The sequence below is a fragment of the Faecalibacter macacae genome (assembly GCF_003687725.1).
Lineage (GTDB): Bacteria > Bacteroidota > Bacteroidia > Flavobacteriales > Weeksellaceae > Empedobacter > Empedobacter macacae.
In genome coordinates this window covers 64780-83487 of record NZ_RDOJ01000001.1, presented here as the reverse complement: position 1 = coordinate 83487, position 18708 = coordinate 64780, and the positions used below count along the sequence as shown (strand labels likewise).

Annotated in this window: 10 protein-coding genes; 3 read left to right on the top strand and 7 right to left on the bottom strand. The window is 33.8% G+C overall.

The features are described from left to right. Nucleotides 1–167: 167 nt before the first annotated feature. The 7 genes from EAH69_RS00390 to EAH69_RS00360 all read right to left on the bottom strand — a co-directional run bounded on the left by EAH69_RS00390 (nt 168) and on the right by EAH69_RS00360 (nt 12787). Nucleotides 168–2336 carry a glycoside hydrolase family 97 protein gene (locus EAH69_RS00390; RefSeq protein ID WP_121933229.1) on the bottom strand — a complete coding sequence of 723 codons (2169 nt, stop codon included), beginning with the start codon at nt 2334–2336 and terminating at the stop codon, nt 168–170. Nucleotides 2337–2599: 263 nt separating this feature from the next. Then, entirely contained in the window at nt 2600–4705 is a 2106-nt protein-coding gene (locus EAH69_RS00385; RefSeq protein ID WP_121933228.1) for a glycoside hydrolase family 97 protein, read from the bottom strand. 418 nt (nt 4706–5123) lie between these two features. Then, nucleotides 5124–6992 carry a glycoside hydrolase family 13 protein gene (locus tag EAH69_RS00380; RefSeq protein WP_121933227.1) on the bottom strand — a complete coding sequence of 623 codons (1869 nt, stop codon included), beginning with the start codon at nt 6990–6992 and terminating at the stop codon, nt 5124–5126. 283 nt (nt 6993–7275) lie between these two features. Then, nucleotides 7276–9570: a glycoside hydrolase family 65 protein gene (locus EAH69_RS00375; protein WP_121933226.1), complete on the bottom strand. Its 2295-nt coding sequence runs from the start codon at nt 9568–9570 to the stop codon at nt 7276–7278. A gap of 28 nt (nt 9571–9598) precedes the next feature. Next, nucleotides 9599–10255, bottom strand: a complete 657-nt coding sequence (gene pgmB / locus EAH69_RS00370; protein ID WP_121933225.1) for a beta-phosphoglucomutase — start codon at nt 10253–10255, stop codon at nt 9599–9601. A 5-nt stretch (nt 10256–10260) separates the two neighbouring features. Continuing rightward, complete coding sequence (locus tag EAH69_RS00365; RefSeq protein ID WP_121933224.1) at nt 10261–11607, bottom strand: MFS transporter; 1347 nt, start codon at nt 11605–11607, stop codon at nt 10261–10263. A gap of 160 nt (nt 11608–11767) precedes the next feature. Beyond that, nucleotides 11768–12787 (bottom strand): LacI family DNA-binding transcriptional regulator, encoded by a 1020-nt coding sequence (locus tag EAH69_RS00360; RefSeq protein ID WP_121933223.1) that lies wholly within the window; start codon nt 12785–12787, stop codon nt 11768–11770. Between the two features lie 222 nt (nt 12788–13009). Between EAH69_RS00360 and EAH69_RS00355 the strand changes: the two genes are divergently transcribed. From EAH69_RS00355 to EAH69_RS00345, 3 genes are read left to right on the top strand one after another with little or no spacing between them, the layout of a single operon-like run. Beyond that, the gene (locus EAH69_RS00355) at nt 13010–15931 is read left to right on the top strand and encodes a SusC/RagA family TonB-linked outer membrane protein (protein WP_121933222.1); all 2922 of its coding nucleotides are present in this window, start codon (nt 13010–13012) and stop codon (nt 15929–15931) included. A gap of 11 nt (nt 15932–15942) precedes the next feature. Further along, nucleotides 15943–17577 (top strand): RagB/SusD family nutrient uptake outer membrane protein, encoded by a 1635-nt coding sequence (locus EAH69_RS00350; protein ID WP_121933221.1) that lies wholly within the window; start codon nt 15943–15945, stop codon nt 17575–17577. Nucleotide 17578: 1 nt separating this feature from the next. Beyond that, nucleotides 17579–18640: a SusE domain-containing protein gene (locus EAH69_RS00345; RefSeq protein ID WP_121933220.1), complete on the top strand. Its 1062-nt coding sequence runs from the start codon at nt 17579–17581 to the stop codon at nt 18638–18640. The last annotated feature ends 68 nt before the right edge of the window (nt 18641–18708 follow it).

Here is an 18708-nt window from a genome sequence, read left to right as displayed (position 1 = left end):
AATTAAATTTCATTTCGGGAATGAACTAAATGATTCCCTTTGGTCACTAATTCATTCTTGTCCTACATTCTATTTAATTTCTTAACGCCATAGATTTAGATGCCATTTTTCTAATAAAAAAAGTTTTGAGTATTAAGAAAAAACATCTTAATACTCATCACTCAAAATTATTTTACTTCCTTAATGCTAATAGCAAAACCTCCACCAGAAGCTGAAGTTAAATCTAAAATAGTTTTAGAAGTAACTTTCTTTTTTTCTATTGTATAAGCTTGAGGATTGTTTTTATAATGTGCATCTTTTGCATCAGCATAAATTGTAGCCTCGTATTTTTTTCCTTTCTCTAAGAAATCTAATTTGATCTTTGTTGAACGAGAATTATCTCCATTTACATTTCCTAAAAACCAATCGTTAGAGTTTTTATCCTGACGTGCAATCGTTAAATATCTTCCTGGCTCTGCTTCTAAATATTTCGAATCTTTCCAATCAACTGGAACATCTTTGATGAATTGGAATGCATCTGGAAAACGCTCGTAGTTTTCTATAATATCAGCCGCCATTTGTAAAGGCGAATACATTGTTACATATAACGCCAATTGATTCGCGATTGTAGAATTTACGTGAGAATGATTGTTTGGATTTAATTTTTTAATATCCATTTCAAAAATTCCAGGTGTGTAATCCATAGGCCCTCCTAACAAACGAGTAAATGGTAATACCGTAACGTGATTTGGTTTTGATCCTCCAAACGCTTGGTATTCTGTTCCACGAGCTGATTCATTTCCAATTAAATTTGGCCATGTACGAGCAACACCTGTTGGACGAACTGCTTCGTGTGCATTAACCATAATTTTATACTCTGCAGCTTTTTCAATTGCATATTGATAATGGTTAATTATGTTTTGGCTGTAATGAAACTCTCCACGCGGAACAATATCTCCTACATATCCACTTTTTAAAGAGTTGTATCCGTTATCTTTCATAAACTGATACGCTTTTTCTAAATGTCTTTCGTAGTTACGAACAGAACTTGAAGTTTCGTGGTGCATCATTAATTCAACACCTTTTGATTTTGCGTAAGAATGCAATTCTTTCACATCAAAATCTGGGTATGGCGTAACGAAATCGAAAACATAATCTTTGTGATTTCCGAACCAATCTTCCCATCCTTCATTCCATCCTTCTACTAAAACTGCATCAAATCCATGTTTAGAAGCAAAATCAATATACTCTTTTACATGTTTTGTATTTGCAGAATGCTTTCCATTTGGTTTTGCTTTTGTATAATCTGTAACACCTAATTGTACAGTTGGATATTCGTCTGTATAAGCCCAAGAACCTTTACCTGTAATCATTTCCCACCAAACACCAATGTATTTTACTGGCTTGATCCAAGAAGTATCTTCAATCTTAGATGGTTCGTTTAAGTTGTAAATCATCTGTGGCCCTTTAAAAGCAACTTCAGCCGCATTATCACTTGCGATTACTGTACGCCAAGGCGTGTTGAAAGGCGCTTGTAAATATCCTTTATCACCAACTGCATCTGGAGTTAACCATGATTCGAAAGTCATTGTTTTATCATCTAAATTAAGATGCATTGCAGGATAATTGATTAATGCCGCTTCGTGAATATTGATGTATAATCCATTTGAAGATTTCATCATTAAAGAAGTCTGAACACCTGTTTTTGAAAATGCTTTTTGAGATGCATTTCCTGTATATGCTTTATCGAAAGTTGAACGAATTTCAGATAATTTAGTTTCTGTAAAATCGTATTCTTGCGTATCATAGTCTCCCGGAAGCCACCAAGCCGTATGATCTCCAGCCATGGCAAACTGAGATTTTTCTTCTTTTACGACAAAGTATTTTAAATTCTTTTGCTCTGGGAATTCATAACGAAACCCTAACCCTTCATTGAATAAACGGAAACGAATTACCATTTGACGTTCTGTTTTTGGTTGAGAAACAGTAACCGCTAATTCGTTAAAGTTATTTCTGATTTTATCAACTTCACCCCAAACTGGTATCCATGTTTCATCAAAAGTTGAAGTTTTTGTATCAATAATTTGAAATCCAGAAATGAAGTTTGAGAATGCATTTTTATCCAAATTTTTATCTTCCCAATCAAAACTCATTTGATTGTTCTGCTTGAATTCGAATCCTAAAGTTGAAGGTTTTACAATATCTTTTCCTTTATATTTTAATTGATAAGTTGGTTTACCGTCTTTCGATAATGAGAAATCCATTACAAAATTACCGTTTGGTGATTTTAACTCCTGACCGTAAACAAGGCTCATCATCGAGATTCCTAAAGCTAATATGGTTTTAAATTGTTTCATATTTGTTTTGTTTTTTTTACTACTATTTTAATTTTGGATGATGATTATTCAATACTTTTTTCTTGATAAAAAAGTATTCAAAAAATCAAGGCTGTAAATCTATTAGACTAAAAATAAATTTCATTTCGGGAATGAATTAAATGATTCGCTACCGCTCACTAATTCATTCTTTTCCTTCATTACATTTATTTTCTTAACGTCATAGATTTAGATGCCATTTAAATTCTCACTCAATTCAAAAGATTATGAACTGACAATCAAATCTAATTCTTTGGAATAATAGAGATTGCTGTTCCACCACCTGCAGCTAAATTCAATTTAATTTTAGATTTAGCATTTACTTTCATTTTTTTGATTTCGTATGCTTTTGGATTTTTCTCCCAATGTGCATTTTTAGCATCTTGATAAATGATCGCTTCATAAGATTTTCCTGGCGTTAGGAAATTTAATTTAATTTCTGATTGACGAGAATTTTCATCTGTAATTGCTCCTACAAACCAATTTTCAGTTCCTTTCGCTTTACGCGCAACTGTTAAATAATCTCCAGGCTCAGCTTCTAAATATTTTGTATCATCCCAATCTAAAGCAACATCTTTAATAAATTGAAATGCATCTGAAAATTTATCGTAATTCTCTGGCAAATCAGCAGCCATTTGTAAAGGCGAATAAATCGTTACATATAAAGCCAATTGCTTCGCTAAAGTTGTATGAATTCGAGTATCACGACCAACATTATATACCTTCATTTCTGTTTCTAAAACTCCTGGTGTATAATCAATCGGTCCACCTAAAGATCGAGTAAAAGGTAAAATTGTTTCATGCGCTGGTGGATTTCCATAACTCCACGCATTGAACTCGTTACCACGTGTTGCTTCAGCAGCAATATAATTTGGATATGTACGGTGATATCCTGTTGGACGAGAACTTTCGTGTGTATTAACTAAGATTTTATTCTCAGCAAAACGCTCAGCAGTCCAATTGAAATGATTCACCATCGCTTGACCATCGTGGTATTCTCCACGAGGAATAATACGACCAACATAACCAGTTTTTACCGCTGGATATCCATATTCTTTCATCACTTCAACCGCACGATCAAAACGACGTTCGTAGTTTGTAACCGAACCAGATGTTTCGTGGTGCATAATCATTTTTACACCTTTTGCTTTGGCGTAATCTGAAACTTCTTTGATATTAAAATCTGAATAAGCCGTTGTAAAATCGAATACATCTTCTTTCCAGTTTCCGTACCAATCTTCCCAACCTTCGTTCCATCCTTCTACTAACACTCCGTCGAATCCATGTTTAGCAGCAAAGTCGATGTAACGTTTTGTATTTTCTGTTGTAGCTCCGTGCGGAAATTTAATCTTCTCCTGCCCTACTTGATTTTGTGCATTTTGTGTTCCTTGACGATCCCAAGTAGAAATTCCAACATGCATTTCCCACCAAATTCCTACATATTTCATTGGTTTAATCCAAGAAGTATCTTCAATTTTTGATGGTTCATTTAAATTCAAAATCATTTGTGGACCTTTACCTACAATATCACGTGCATCATCCGATACCATAATTGTGCGCCAAGGCGAATTGAAAGGCGCTTGTAAATACGCTAAATCTCCGATTGCATTTGGTGCTAAATGAGCTTGAAATTGATAGGTATTTTTATCAAATTCTAAATGCATTACTGGATAATTTACCGTAGCAGCTTCAAAAATATTGATGTATAAATTATCAGCTGTTTTCATCTGAAATGGCGTTTGAACTGAATTTGGTTTTGCTATAGATTTTACTCCAATTCCATTATTCATATCAATATCCGCATGATTAATTTCTGAAATTTTAGATTCGATAAATGTATATTCTTGCGTATCAAAATCACCTGGAAGCCAAAAAGTTTTATGATCTCCCGTTAAATTAAATTGTGTCTTCTCTTGTTTAACAACAAAGTAATTTAAATTATCTTGCTTTGGAAATTCGTAACGAAAAGCAACTCCTTCATCATAAACTTTGAACGTTACATTGATGTTTCTGTTCGTAGAATTTTGTGTTAATTGAAAAGTCCCTTCGTTGTGAATATCATTAATCTCTTTGTATTCTCCCAATACTGGTTGCCACGATTCATTTACAGATTTCGTTGAATAATTAGCAATTGTAAATCCGTTTTCTAACGCTTCGGCATCTTTTAAAACGAAACCTAAAGTTGATGGTTTTACAATTTCTTTTCCTTTATATGTTACCGAATACGATGGTTGTCCACTTTTAGTTAATTCGAAATTCACCTTGATTTCTTTCGAAGGTGATTCGATTGTTTGTGCATTAAGTAATCCTAATGCTAAAAGGGTAAATATTGTTGATGTTAATTTTTTCATTTGTATTTAGTTCTACTATTTTAATTTTCATTTTTGTCTTGACACAAAAACGAAACAAAAAAGTCAAGACTTCGATTTTCGACGGTCAATTTTAATTTCGTTTCACTAAAATGTTTAAATCATTCGCTATCGCTCAGTAAACATTTTTTCGTTTCTCTCAATGAATTGACTCTCGTCTACAAATCGGATGTCGTTTTAATTTATCAAGCTGAATTCATTTTAGCTTCTCAACTCATTTTATGTGATCATGAAATAAATTCAGGATGTCTTGTAATTGATGTCTTGTAATTGTCATCTTGAACTTGTTTCAACATCTCATCCTACTTTATGTGATTCTGAAACGAGTTCAGAATGACGTTTTTCATTCTAAGCTTGTCGAAGAATCTTAAAATAACACTTCGACAAGCACTGCGTGACATTACATCTTCAATTCAATAATCATTGATGATTTTCCCTCAATTGTGATTTCTCCTTTTGAAGAAATTGGTAATACTTGATCAGAAATAATATCTTTTCCAGAATTAAATCCGTTGATAGATTCTGCAAAACGATTTAATTTAAAAGTTTGTTTTTCTGTATTAGAATTTAAAATAACCATTACAGATTCGTTTGCATTGTAACGGAAATACACATATACATTCTTTTCAGGCATGTAATGTTTTGTTTTTCCTGTATGGATTACTTCTTTATTTTTTCTCCAATTAAAAACCTTAGCTGTAAAATCGTGATATTCTTTTTGCTCGGCAGTTCTTCCAGTTGATGTAAATGCATTTTGCTTATCCGATTTCCATCCTCCAGGAAAATCTTGACGAATTGCAGCATCTCCTCCAGTATTTTTATCTCCTCGCATTCCGATTTCAGAACCATAATATACTTGTGGAATTCCACGAACAGTACCGATTAAAGTTGTTGCTAATTTGTATGCTTTCGGATCAGAATTAAAGATTTCGTTCCAACGTTCAGTATCATGATTTTCGAAGAAAACGAACATATTATTTACATCTGGATACAAGAAATCACTCGTAAATGAATTATAAATTTTAATCATTCCTTTATCCCAAGATTCCTCTTCATTGAAAGCTTTCGGCATTTCAGCAAATAATGTGAAATCCATTATTGATGGAAGATTAGAATTGTATCCCGTCATTTCTGCGATTTTCGAATCTTTTTGCCAATACGAAATATGAGCTGGCGAATACATCCAGGCTTCTCCTACGACATTAAAATTTGGATATTCGTTTGTAATAGCTTTTACCCAAGTTGCCATTCCTTCCTTGTTGTTGTAAGGATATGTATCAACACGCATTCCTCCTAATTCAGCATACTCAATCCACCAAATTGCATTTTGCGTAAGGTATTTCAAGACCAATGGATTTGCTTGATTTATGTCTGGCATCGTATAATCAAACCAACCATTTAACGCACCTTTTTTATCAATTTCTGATGCATTTACATCCATTTGAGTTGTTGTACGGTAGTTTGATCTTTTGAAACCTTTCGCTTCCCCGCCTTCTGCCGGAGAAAATTGATGAATCCAATCTTGAGATGGTAAATCCTGAATCATCCAATGTGAAATTCCCCAGTGATTGGTTACATAATCTTGGATTAAGTACATTCCACGTTTGTTTAATTCACGAGATAATTCACGATATTCTTCGTTTGTTCCGTAGCGACCATCAATTTTATATAAATCGGTTTGAGCATATCCGTGGTATGAATGCTTCTTTTCGTTGTCTTCATTCACAGGCGTTAACCAAACTGCAGTTGCTCCAAGGTTTTGAAGATAATCGATATTATTAATGATACCACGTAAATCTCCTCCATGACGGCTATCCGGAATTGAACGATCTGCTTTATCAATTAATTCTTTCTTTGAATCATTACTTTCATCGCCATTTGCAAAACGATCTGGCATAATTAAATACACCACATCTTTTGAAGAAAATGAAGAACGATTGGCTGAATTTGGATTTCGCTCTTTTAATTCGTAAGTATATGAATCAACAACTTTGTTTTTATTTTTGATGTTGATTTTAAATGAAGATTTATTGACTTGATTTGTATTAATAGTCACAAAAACATAATTCGGATTTTCCGTTTTTTGGATATCCTTAATCTGAATTTGATCTGATAATTCGATGTTATATTTACTTACATCTTTTCCGTAAACTAAAATTTGAAGTTCCGGATTTTTCATTCCTTTCCACCAAAACATTGGCTCAACTTTTTGTATTTGCGCAAAAGCGAAGGAAGAAAGTAAAGAGGTTAGTATAAATAGTTTTTTCATTCTCGTAATGTTTGTTTATTTATTTTCATTTTTGTCTTGACACAAAAACGAAACAAAAAAGTCATGGCTTTAAATCTATTGGACTAAAATTAAATTTCATTTCTTAACATCATAGATTTAAATGCCATTTTAGAAATTGTCATGTTGAACTTGTTTCAACATCTCATCCTACTTTATCAGATCCTGAAACGAGTTCTGTATGACAGTATCAACTTTCATCAACAATCTGATAAAAAAATACCTCGAAAGCCAGAGCCTTCAAGGTATTCTATTTTTCCCTTTATTAAATAGAAGGCTGCACTACAACTTTTTGGTCGAAAACATAAACCTCTAACGGTTCAGTTCCTTCCAGTTCGAAAGTAGTTTCTCCTTTATTTACATTGACTTTTAAGATTTGGTTACGGAAATTAATTTTGAACGAGAATCCTTCCCATTGTTCTGGTAAACGAGGTTCAAAATATAATGCATCGTTTTTAACGCGCATTCCACCAAATCCTTCTACAATCGACATCCAAGTACCAGCCATAGATGTGATGTGTAATCCTTCATGAACTTCTTTGTTGTAATCATCTAAATCTAAACGAGAAGTTCTTAAATAGAAGGTATATGCTTGTTCCATACGACCTAATGTAGCAGCTTGAATCGAATGCACACAAGGAGATAAAGACGATTCGTGAACTGTTAATGGTTCGTAGAAATCAAAATGTTTTTCTAATTGTTCTCTTGAGAAATCATCCTCAAAATAATAGAATGCTTGTAACGTATCTGCTTGTTTAATGTAAGCCGAACGTAAAATTCTATCCCAAGACCATTTTTGGTTAATTGGACGTTCTTCTTTCGCTAATTCAGAAACAGGAGTTAAATCCTTATCTAAGAAACCGTCTTGTTGTAAGTAAACATCAAACTCTTCGCTGTATGGGAAATAGATATTCGCAGCTACTTCTTTCATTTCTGCTAATTCAGCATCAGTAATGTTTGTTTTAGCAGCGATACGAGCGAAATCCTCAGGATAATTTGTTTTTACATTTTCAGCTTGCTCAATCAAATAATTCATACACCATTGTGCACAATAGTTTGAGTGGAAGTTGTTGTTTACATTATTTTCGTATTCGTTAGGACCAGTAACACCTAACATCACGTATTGTTTTTTATCTGTAGACCAGTTTACACGTTGTTTCCAGAAACGAGCAATTCCTAATAACACTTCTAAACCAGCTTCAGGAATATACGACTCATCGCCTGTAAAACGAGTGTAATTAAACACAGCAAATGCAATGGCTGCATTACGGTGAATTTCCTCGAATGTAATTTCCCATTCGTTGTGACATTCTTCTCCGTTCATAGTAACCATCGGATATAATGCCGCTCCATTCGTAAATCCTAATTTCTCAGCATTTTCAATCGCTTTATCTAATTGGTTGTATCGGTATGTTAATAAATTACGTGCAACTTCCTGGTTCTTCGTCGCCATGTAAAATGGTAAACAATATGCTTCAGTATCCCAGTAAGTAGATCCACCGTATTTCTCACCTGTGAAACCTTTTGGTCCGATGTTTAAACGAGCATCTTTACCAGAATATGTTTGGTTTAATTGAAAGATATTAAAACGAATTCCTTGTTGTGCTTTAACGTCACCATCAATTGTGATATCTGCCATTTCCCAAGTTTGTGCCCAAGCTTGTTTTTGGTTTGTTAACAATTGTTCATAACCTAAAGCATTGGCTTGTGCTAATACATTTTCGGCAGCAGTAACTAATTCGTTTGCTTTATGATTTGTCGAAACAACGTAACCTCCAAATTTTTGGATTGTTACTGTTTCGTTTGCTTTTACATTAACTTCGTACGTAAATTCAACTTTCCATTCTGTTTTTGTTGCTGATGGAGTAATCGCTTGCTTTTCACCGTTGATGAAAATTGCATTCTCCATATATGTTACGACATTGAAATGAGTTTTGAATGTACGTGCTTGTACAAAACCTTGTTCACCTTTGATTTCAGAACCAATCGATTCCCAGAAAATTTCTTCCCAGTTCGCATCTTCATTCTTTACATGAGCATCAACGTATGGTTTGTAGACAATATTTGCATCACCATTTAATGGTTTAATGTCGTATTTAATTGCACCTAATTCATCTAAATCAGCAGCTAAGAAACGACGTACAAAAACTTCAATTTCTAATCCTGAAGGTAAAACCGCTACAAATGAACGATCCAATAAACCTTCTTGCATATTTAATTCGCGACGGAAGTTTTTAACTTCTTTACACGTATTTAAATCGAATTGTTCACCGTTAATTTCGATGTTGATTCCGATCCAAACTGGTGCATTTAATACTTTAGCGAAATATTCTGGATAACCGTTTTTCCACCATCCAACTTTTGTTTTGTCTGGATAATAAACTCCGGCTATGTAACTTCCTTGAAAAGTATCTCCTGAATAAAACTCTTCGAAATTTGCACGTTGCCCCATTGCCCCGTTTCCGATAGAGAATAAACTTTCAGACGATTTTACACGATCTTTTTCAAACCCTTCTTCGATAATTGACCACGCATTCGGGATGATATAATCTTGATTCATTTTGTAATTGTATGTTGTTTGTAATGTTTTATTGATTGATTAATTCTAACAAGAATTCTTCTGAGATTTCAGTGAAATCATTAAAATTGTATTTAGCCTCGTTTAAAACAGAAGCTTCTCCAATTCCTACACTTATCATACCTGCAACATTTGCAGCTTGAACTCCAGCAACTGAATCTTCAAAAACAATTGAATTTTCATTAGTCTGATTTGCTTTTTTTGCTCCGACTAAAAATACTTCTGGATCTGGTTTTGCATTCGAAACATCGTTTCCATCCACGATATCATCGAAATAATGTAAGATGTTTACTTTCTCTAAAATTGGACGTGCATTTTTAGAAGCAGATCCTAAAATAATTGGTTGATTGTTTTCTTTTAAGAAATTTAAAACCTTCATGACATCAGGAAGAATCTCAGAATCATCCATTTTATTGATGTAACCTAAATAATCTTCGTTCTTTTGAACTAGCCATTCTTCTTTTTGCGCTTCAGTAGCTTCTACGTTTCCTAAACCTAAAATTAACTCTAAAGAACGTACACGAGAAACACCTTTTAATTGCTCGTTGTCTTCGTGTGTAAAAGTAATTCCTAAAGATACAGCTAACTTTTGCCAAGCTAAAAAGTGGTATTTTGCTGTGTCAACAATAACACCGTCTAAGTCGAAAATAAATGCTTTCGTTTTCAAAATAATTATGCTTTGATTGGTTTTTCATCATCTTGTACGCGTTGAACTAATAATGCTGCAATAATAAATGCAACACCACTCATCATGATTGCGTAAATTGGATTTCCACCATAGATATATTTAACAATTGGACCTCCTAAAATCGAGTTGATGATTTGAGGAATACAGATAAAGAAATTGAAAATTCCCATATAAACTCCCATCTTTTTGGCTGGAATAGAACCTGCTAACATTGCATAAGGCATTGCTAAAATACTTGCCCAAGCCACACCAACACCAATCATAGAAAGGATTAATAAATATGGATTATCAATAATATAAATAGAAAGTAAACCAATACCACCTGCTATTAATGAAATAGTGTGAGTTGTTTTTCTTCCAATTTTTAATGCGATTGCCGGTAAAAAGAAAGCAAATACAGCAGAAACTGCATTATAAACCCCAAAAATGATTCCGACCCAGTCACCAGCTTGATTATAAGTTACAGAAGATGTGTCAGTTAATGGTAATTTATAAATATGATGAGCGATTGCTGGAGTCGCAAAAACCCACATACCAAATAATCCGAACCACGTAAAGAATTGCACCCATCCCAACTGTTTCATTGTTGTTGGCATATTTCCAAAATCAGAAAAAATTTGAGACAAAGATGCTTTATCCTCTTTTACAATTTCTTTACCTTCGGCACGATCAAAAGCTTCTAATTCTTCAGGAGAATATTCTTTTGTCGTCGAAACTGTAATAATTACAGAAAGAATTAAGATTAATGCTCCAATTATAAATGAAAATATTAAATGAAATGGTACTTGACCTTCAGCAGCTACGCTTTCAACACCAATCCAATTACTTAAAATGTAAGGTAACCAAGAACCTAAAACGGCTCCGAAACCAATTAAAGAAGTCTGAATTGAGAATCCTAAAGTACGTTGGTCTGAAGGTAAAACATCTGCAACTAAGGCACGGAAAGGTTCCATCGCGATATTGAACGAGGCGTCCATTATCATTAAAAAACCTGCTCCCATCCAAAGTGCTGGAAGTAATGCAGTGAAAGCACCAGCTTGCGGCATTAAGATTAATCCTAAACTTGCTAATACTGCTCCTACTAAGAAATATGGTTTACGGCGACCAAATCGTCCCCATGTTTGATCAGAAAAATGTCCAATAATAGGTTGTACTATTAAACCCATTAATGGAGCTACAATCCAAAACCAAGACAAATGATGCACATCAGCACCAAAAGTCTGGAGGATTCTACTTGCGTTTGCATTTTGTAATGCAAATCCCATTTGAATACCAAAATATCCAAAACTTAAGTTCCAGATTTCCCAGAACCCTAGTCTACGCTTTTCCATTATCGTAATTATAATTAACTATTTACGATAAGCGTTTCAGCTTATCAAAACTATATTTTATTGTTGAGAAGTAAAAATATGTTTTGATTAGATTACAATTTTAAGACTTTTTTTTGGGATTAATACAAGTCAATCAATTATTTAACGAAAAAAAATTACACTACAACGATGTAGTTTCACGGTGTAATAATTCAGTACCAATAACCTCTGTTATGTAATGTTCATGTTCATTATCAGCTTCCAATTTATCAATCAGAAGTTTAGCAGAAATTTCACCCATTTTAAAGGCATTTTGTTTTACTGTAGATATTGCAGGTGTAGAATGTTGAGAGATAATTCCATCTGTAAATCCGATAATATTTAATTCTTCCGGAACTTTAATTCCTCTTCTTAATGCTACTTTTAAAGCTGCTACGGCATAGATTTCGTTTACAGCCATAAGTGCATTAAAATCTTGTGTATCGAATAAGTTCTCTAACTGTTCTGTTAATTTAGTTTCGTCCTCTATTCTTAAAATTAAATCTTCGTTTACAGAAATATCATTTTGCTCTAAAGTACGGATATATCCTTCTGTGCGTAAACGGCCAACAGAGATATAATCTGGAGTAGATATCATTGCAATTTTCTTTCGTTCTTTACTCAAAAAGAACTGAATAGCTTCTTGTGTAGCAAGTACATCATCAATGATTACTTTATCTGTATAAACTTCGCGCGTTACACGATCAAACATCACAACAGGCATTCCTTGATTTATTACCTCTTTAATATGGTGATAATCCTTTTTTTCTTGCGACTCTTTAGATAACGAAATTATAAAACCATCAATACTTCCTGAAGCTAACATCTCCATATTGATTACTTCTCTTTCGTACGACTCATTCGACATACAGATAATAACATTATATCCTTTTTGATTCGATACACTTTCTATTCCACTGATTACCATCGCAAAGAAATGATGCACTACCTCAGGTATGATTACCGCAATCGTTTTCGTCTTTCTATTCTTTAAACTAAGGGCTATATTGTTTGGTTTGTAGTTATACAATTTTGCAAAAGCTTGTATTTTTTGACGAGTAGCCTCACTAATTTCTTCACTATTTTTTAAAGCTTTAGAAACTGTTGAAACAGAAACCTCTAACTCCTTTGCAATTTGTTTTAATGTTAAATTTTTTTTCATTTTATTACCCCTCCCCTTTGATTCATTCTACATAAACTTAAATAACTATAAAGTTTAGCAATTTAAGTTTCCTTAACTAAAAATTTAATTTTTTATTAACACGAAAACGATTTCGTTAATATAATTAGTGTAACTGCTACACAACTAACGATTTAAATAACTAATTTCGTATCGAGAAGTAAAAATATAATTTAAAAATAACACAAACAAAACAAATAACATATGAGAGTTTTAAAGCAATCTCTTATCGCTTTAGTTTTTTCATGCCCAGCCATTTTAATGGCACAAAATATTGTTAAAGGATCTGTTACAGATCAGTCTACAAAAACCACTTTAAGTGGCGCAGAAGTTACAAACATTACTTCTGGAGATTCTGTAGTTGCTGATGATAAAGGAAGCTTTACAATAGAGGCAAACGATGGCGATATCATTGTAATCAGCTATTTTGGTTACGATGACCAAGAATATACTTATACAGGTCAAAACCAAATTCAATTTTCATTAAATAAATCTTCTGAAACTAATCTTGACGAAGTTGTTGTAATTGGATATGGTACGGCTAAGAAAGAAGATATTACAGGATCTGTAAATCAAATTTCTGAAAAGGACTTTAACAAAGGTTCTATTACATCTGCACAAGAGTTAGTTACAGGAAAAATTTCAGGTGTTGTTGTAACTTCTGCAGGTGGTGCACCTGGAGATGGACAAAACATTATTATCCGTGGAAACAGTTCATTATCATTAAATTCGCAACCATTATACGTAGTTGATGGCGTTCCGTTAGCAGAAAATAATATTGGTGGTTCTCGTAACCCATTAGATTTCATTAATCCTAACGATATTGAAGCGATGACAATCTTAAAAGATGCATCGGCTACTGCTATCTATGGTTCTCGTGCAGCGAATGGAGTTGTAATGATTACAACTAAAAAAGGAAAAGGACGTAAATTTACATATAACTATAACGCTACAACATCTGTATATACTCCAACAAAATTTGTTGATATGATGAACGGTGATGAATTCCGTCAGTTAGTTCAACAAGTTGGTACAGCAGATGAAATTGCTCGATTAGGAAATGCAAATACGGACTGGCAAAGAGAAATTTACAAGAAAGCTGTAGGTTTTGATCACAGTTTCAGTGCTATGGGAAATATTGGTGGAAAAATGCCATCTCGTTTCTCTTTATCTAACACAGATCAAAATGGTATTTTAAAAGGAGATAACATCAATAGAACAACTGCATCTATGGCGTTATCACCTTCATTCTTAGATGACCACTTAAAATTTGAATTAAATGCTCGTGGATCATATATCGAAAATACTTTTGCGAATCGTGGAGCAATTGGAGCTGCTTTAGAATACGATCCAACTCAACCAATTTATTCTGGGGCAAACGTTTTCGGGGGTTACCACACATGGATGGATGGAGCAGTAAAACACAATTTAGCACCTTCTAACCCTGTTGCTTTATTAAATGAGCAAAACGACACATCTGAAGTTAGACGTTTCGTAGGTAATGCAAAAATGGATTATAAGTTACATTTCTTACCATCAGTTACTGCAACTGTTAATGTTGGATATGATATTTCTAACGCTAATGGAAGAAATATTGTTTCTGCTAATATGCCTAGTTCATCAAACACTTGGGATGGTTCTTACTACAGATACGATAACCAAAACTATAACAAGTTATTAGATGCTTATTTAACATTCAGTAAAGATTTTGGATTACATAACTTAAACGTTGTTGCAGGTTACGGATACCAATACTTTAACGAATTTAAACACAGATACGATAGCGAGTTATTTGAGCAAGGTAACCCAGAGTATGAATTTATTGACAGAGATCATCATACTTTATTATCTTACTACGGACGTTTTAACTACAATTTCGATAACAAATATATCGTAACAGGTACATTACGTGCTGATGCTTCTTCTAAATTTGCCGAAGGTAATCAGTGGGGTTATTTCCCGTCTGTTGCAGTTGCTTGGAACATGACAAATGAGGACTTCTTAAAAGGTTCTACTGTTGTTAACGATTTAAAATTAAGAGCAGGTTTTGGACAAGTAGGTAACGTAAATGGTTTAGGAACTTTCAAGTACATGACTCGTTACGATATTTCTCAATCAACAGCATATTATCAATTTGGTAGTCAATTTTATCAAACATACCGCCCAGCAACTATCAGCCCAGATTTGAAATGGGAAATTGCTGAAACTTTAAACATTGGTATTGATTACGCCTTATTCAAAAATAGAATCTACGGTTCTGTTGATGTATACCAAAAGAAAACAAAAGATTTAATTGCAAACGTTTACGTAGATCCTTTTACGAACTTCGGAAATAAAATCGATAAAAACATCGGTGATATGGAGAATAAAGGAGTTGAATTTAGTATTAATGCTGATATCGTAAAAACTCAAGATATAGATTTCAGAATTGGTTACAACATTGCATTAAACGATAATAAAATAACGAATTTATCTACAGATAACAGGACAGGAGATATTGATGGTGGAACAGGAAACAACATCCAAATTCACCGTGAAGGACATGATCCATTTAGTTTCTTTGTTTACAAACAAATCTATGATGCTAACGGTAAAGCGATCGAAGGAGCATACGAAGATTTAAATAATGACGGTATCATTAATGATGATGACCGCTACATTCACAAAGATCCTTTTGCTGATGTAACGATGGGATTCAATACTTATTTCCGTTACAAAAACTGGGACTTATCTGCTTCTGCACGTGCTAACATCGGAAACTACGCATACAATAACGTAGCTTCTGCTAAAGGTTACAGCCGTAAAGCTACAGGTAATGGACAAAATTATTTATCTAACGTACACAGAGATTACTACCAAACAGGATTTGTAAACATTACAGAAACAAACTTATTAAGTGATCACTACATTCAAGATGCATCATTCTTACGTATCGATAATATTACATTAGGATACAACTTAGATGAGCCTATTAAAGGAATGAATGTTCGTTTATACGGAGCAGTACAAAACGTAGCAGTATTTACTAACTACGATGGTATTGATCCAGAAATTTTTAGAGGAATTGACAACAATTTCTACCCACGTCCAAGAACATTTGTATTTGGTTTAAATGTTAAATTCTAATCAAACAAGTCATGAAAAAAATTAAATTAACAAAATATTTATTAGCAGCTGCTTTAGCATTCTCAATTTCATCTTGTCACGATGATTTAGATTTAATGCCAAATGATCCGGATATTATCACAGAAAATGATGTATTCGCAGATGCTACACAAGCAAAATCAGCATTAGCTAAAGTATATGCTGCTTTAGCTATTACAGGAACTAAGGGACCTGCTGGAGACCCTATTTTAGGTGAACCAGACATCATAGGTGTTGATGAAGGAGCATCTCAGTTTACGCGTTCATTGTTTACTTTAAACGTTGTAACTACAGATGAGGCTATTGTTGGTTGGGGAGATCCAGGATTACCAAACATGCATGCCATGTCTTGGGGATCTAACAACAGCTTTATCGAAGGTATGTACTACCGTTTAGCAACTAGTGTATCTTATGCAAATTCTTTCATCAAAAATGCTGAAGGATTAGCAGCTACAAATCCAGAAGTTGCACAATATATTGCTGAAGCTCGTTTTATCCGTGCTTACGCATATTACAACTTAATGGACTTATACGCGAACGTTCCATTAGTTAAGGAAATATCTAGTAATACACCAACACAAAGCAATCGTCAAGAAATTTTTACTTTTGTTGAATCTGAATTATTAGATATTCAAAATAGCTTAGCTGAAGCAAGAGGAAACGAATACGGTCGTGTTGATAAAGTAGCTTCTTACGCTTTATTATCACGTTTATACTTAAATGCAGAAACATGGATTAATCAGGCTAAATACTCAGAATCTATTGCTTATTCTAACTTAGCTATTCAATCAGGTTATTCATTGCATACTACTGACGTTAATGGTAACGGAACTGCTTATGATGAATTATTCTTAGCAGATAATGATTCAAACGGTGCACAAAACGAATTCATCTTCGCTTTAAATTTTGATGGAAACGCTTCTAAAACTTACGGTGGATCTACTTTCTTAGTAAAAGCAGCAATCGGTGGAACAATGCAACCAGCAAACTCTGGAGTTAATGGAGGTTGGGGAGGTCCACGTTCAACTAAAGCTTTAGTTGAAAAATTCCAAGCTTCACAAAATGATAGTAATGGAAATCCAATTGCTTGGTCTGATAAAAGAGCTATGTTCTATACAGACGGACAGACTTACGAAATTGCTAACGTAAGTACTTTTAATGAAGGTTATGCAGTTAATAAATTCTCAAACAAAAAATCAAACGGAACTAACGGTAACGATGCAACTGGAGAATTTGTAGATACAGATGTACCAATGATTCGTTTAGCTGAAGTTTACTTAAACTATGCAGAAGCTGTTTTACGTGGTGGAGCTGGTGGAGACAGAGCAACTGCTTTATCTTATATCAACGCATTAAGAGCTCGTGGATATGGTAATGCAAACGGAAATGTTTCTAATGCTGATTTAACGTTAGATTTCATTTTAGATGAGCGTTCAAGAGAATTATACTGGGAAGGAACACGTAGAACAGATTTAATTCGTTTCAACAAATTCGTTTCTGGATACGATTGGCCATTCAAAGGAGATGTAGCGAACGGAACTTCAGTTTCTGATATCAGAAAATTATTCCCAATTCCAGTAAACATTATTGCGATTAATCCAAACTTAACTCAAAATCCTGGTTACTAAAATGAAAAAAATAATTAAATATATGGCAGCAGCATGTTTAGGGATTGTGTCTCTAAGCAGCTGTTCTGACGATGACGAAAACATCGTTTTAAATCCTTCTGAATTTACTGCTCCTGCAATTACCACAACTGCAAATACAGTAGCTCTATCAGAAGATACACAAACACAAACAGCAATTACTTTTGAGTGGACAGCTGCAAGCTATGGAGTTTCTACAACTCCTAAATATGATATTGAATTAGCTAAAGGAACTGATACTTTTGACAATGCAAAAGTTTTAACTTCTATCCAAGAAACTTCTTATGCAGTTACTGGAACTGATTTAAATGTTTTCTTAGTTGATCAATTAGGTTTAGAAGCAGGAACTGAAGCTACAGTTCAATACCGTATTGTTTCATCTTTAGGAACTTTTGGAGCAGAGAAATTATACTCAGAAACAAAGACGTTCACAGTGACTCCATTTTCTACGGATCTTTCTACTCCTTGGGGTGTAGTAGGTTCTATTACTGATTGGGGCTCTTCTCCAGATATTCCATTCTGGAAAACAACGACACCAAATGTATTAGTTGCTTATTTAGGAGTAGCTGTTGGTGACGAAATTAAATTCCGTAAAGATGCTGATTGGGCTGTAAATTATGGAAGTGAAAATACAACTGCTAATGCAGCTGAAAATACTTTCCAAGGTTCTTTAGCTAGTGGAGGATCTAATATTGTAGCGCCTTTAACTGGAAATTACAAAATCACTTTAGATTTAAATAGCTTAGAATATACTGCTGAATTTTTCCAATGGGGATTAGTAGGTAGTTCAACTCCTAACGGATGGGACGGACCTGATACACAAGTATTATCTTTCGATGGAATCAATGAAGTTTGGTATGCTAACAATGTTGTATTAAATGCAGGAGAGTTAAAAATTCGTAAAAATAATGCATGGGATGAAAACTTTGGTGGTGCAAACGGAAGTTTAGTTGCCGGTGGAGATAACATCACTGTAGATGCAGGAACTTATGATATAGTTGTTGATTTTAATAACTTAACATACACGTTAACGCCTGCTCAATAGAAATTTCCTCTATTTATAATAAATTATTTAAAGCCATTAAAATTCTTCAAGTTTTTTTTAATGGCTTT

Coding starts and splice junctions, on each gene's coding strand:
- EAH69_RS00390 (WP_121933229.1), bottom strand. CDS start 2,336: ATGAAACAATTTAAAACCATATTAGCTTTAGGAATCTCGATGATGAGC.
- EAH69_RS00385 (WP_121933228.1), bottom strand. CDS start 4,705: ATGAAAAAATTAACATCAACAATATTTACCCTTTTAGCATTAGGATTA.
- EAH69_RS00380 (WP_121933227.1), bottom strand. CDS start 6,992: ATGAAAAAACTATTTATACTAACCTCTTTACTTTCTTCCTTCGCTTTT.
- EAH69_RS00375 (WP_121933226.1), bottom strand. CDS start 9,570: ATGAATCAAGATTATATCATCCCGAATGCGTGGTCAATTATCGAAGAA.
- EAH69_RS00365 (WP_121933224.1), bottom strand. CDS start 11,607: ATGGAAAAGCGTAGACTAGGGTTCTGGGAAATCTGGAACTTAAGTTTT.
- EAH69_RS00360 (WP_121933223.1), bottom strand. CDS start 12,787: ATGAAAAAAAATTTAACATTAAAACAAATTGCAAAGGAGTTAGAGGTT.
- EAH69_RS00355 (WP_121933222.1), top strand. CDS start 13,010: ATGAGAGTTTTAAAGCAATCTCTTATCGCTTTAGTTTTTTCATGCCCA.
- EAH69_RS00350 (WP_121933221.1), top strand. CDS start 15,943: ATGAAAAAAATTAAATTAACAAAATATTTATTAGCAGCTGCTTTAGCA.
- EAH69_RS00345 (WP_121933220.1), top strand. CDS start 17,579: ATGAAAAAAATAATTAAATATATGGCAGCAGCATGTTTAGGGATTGTG.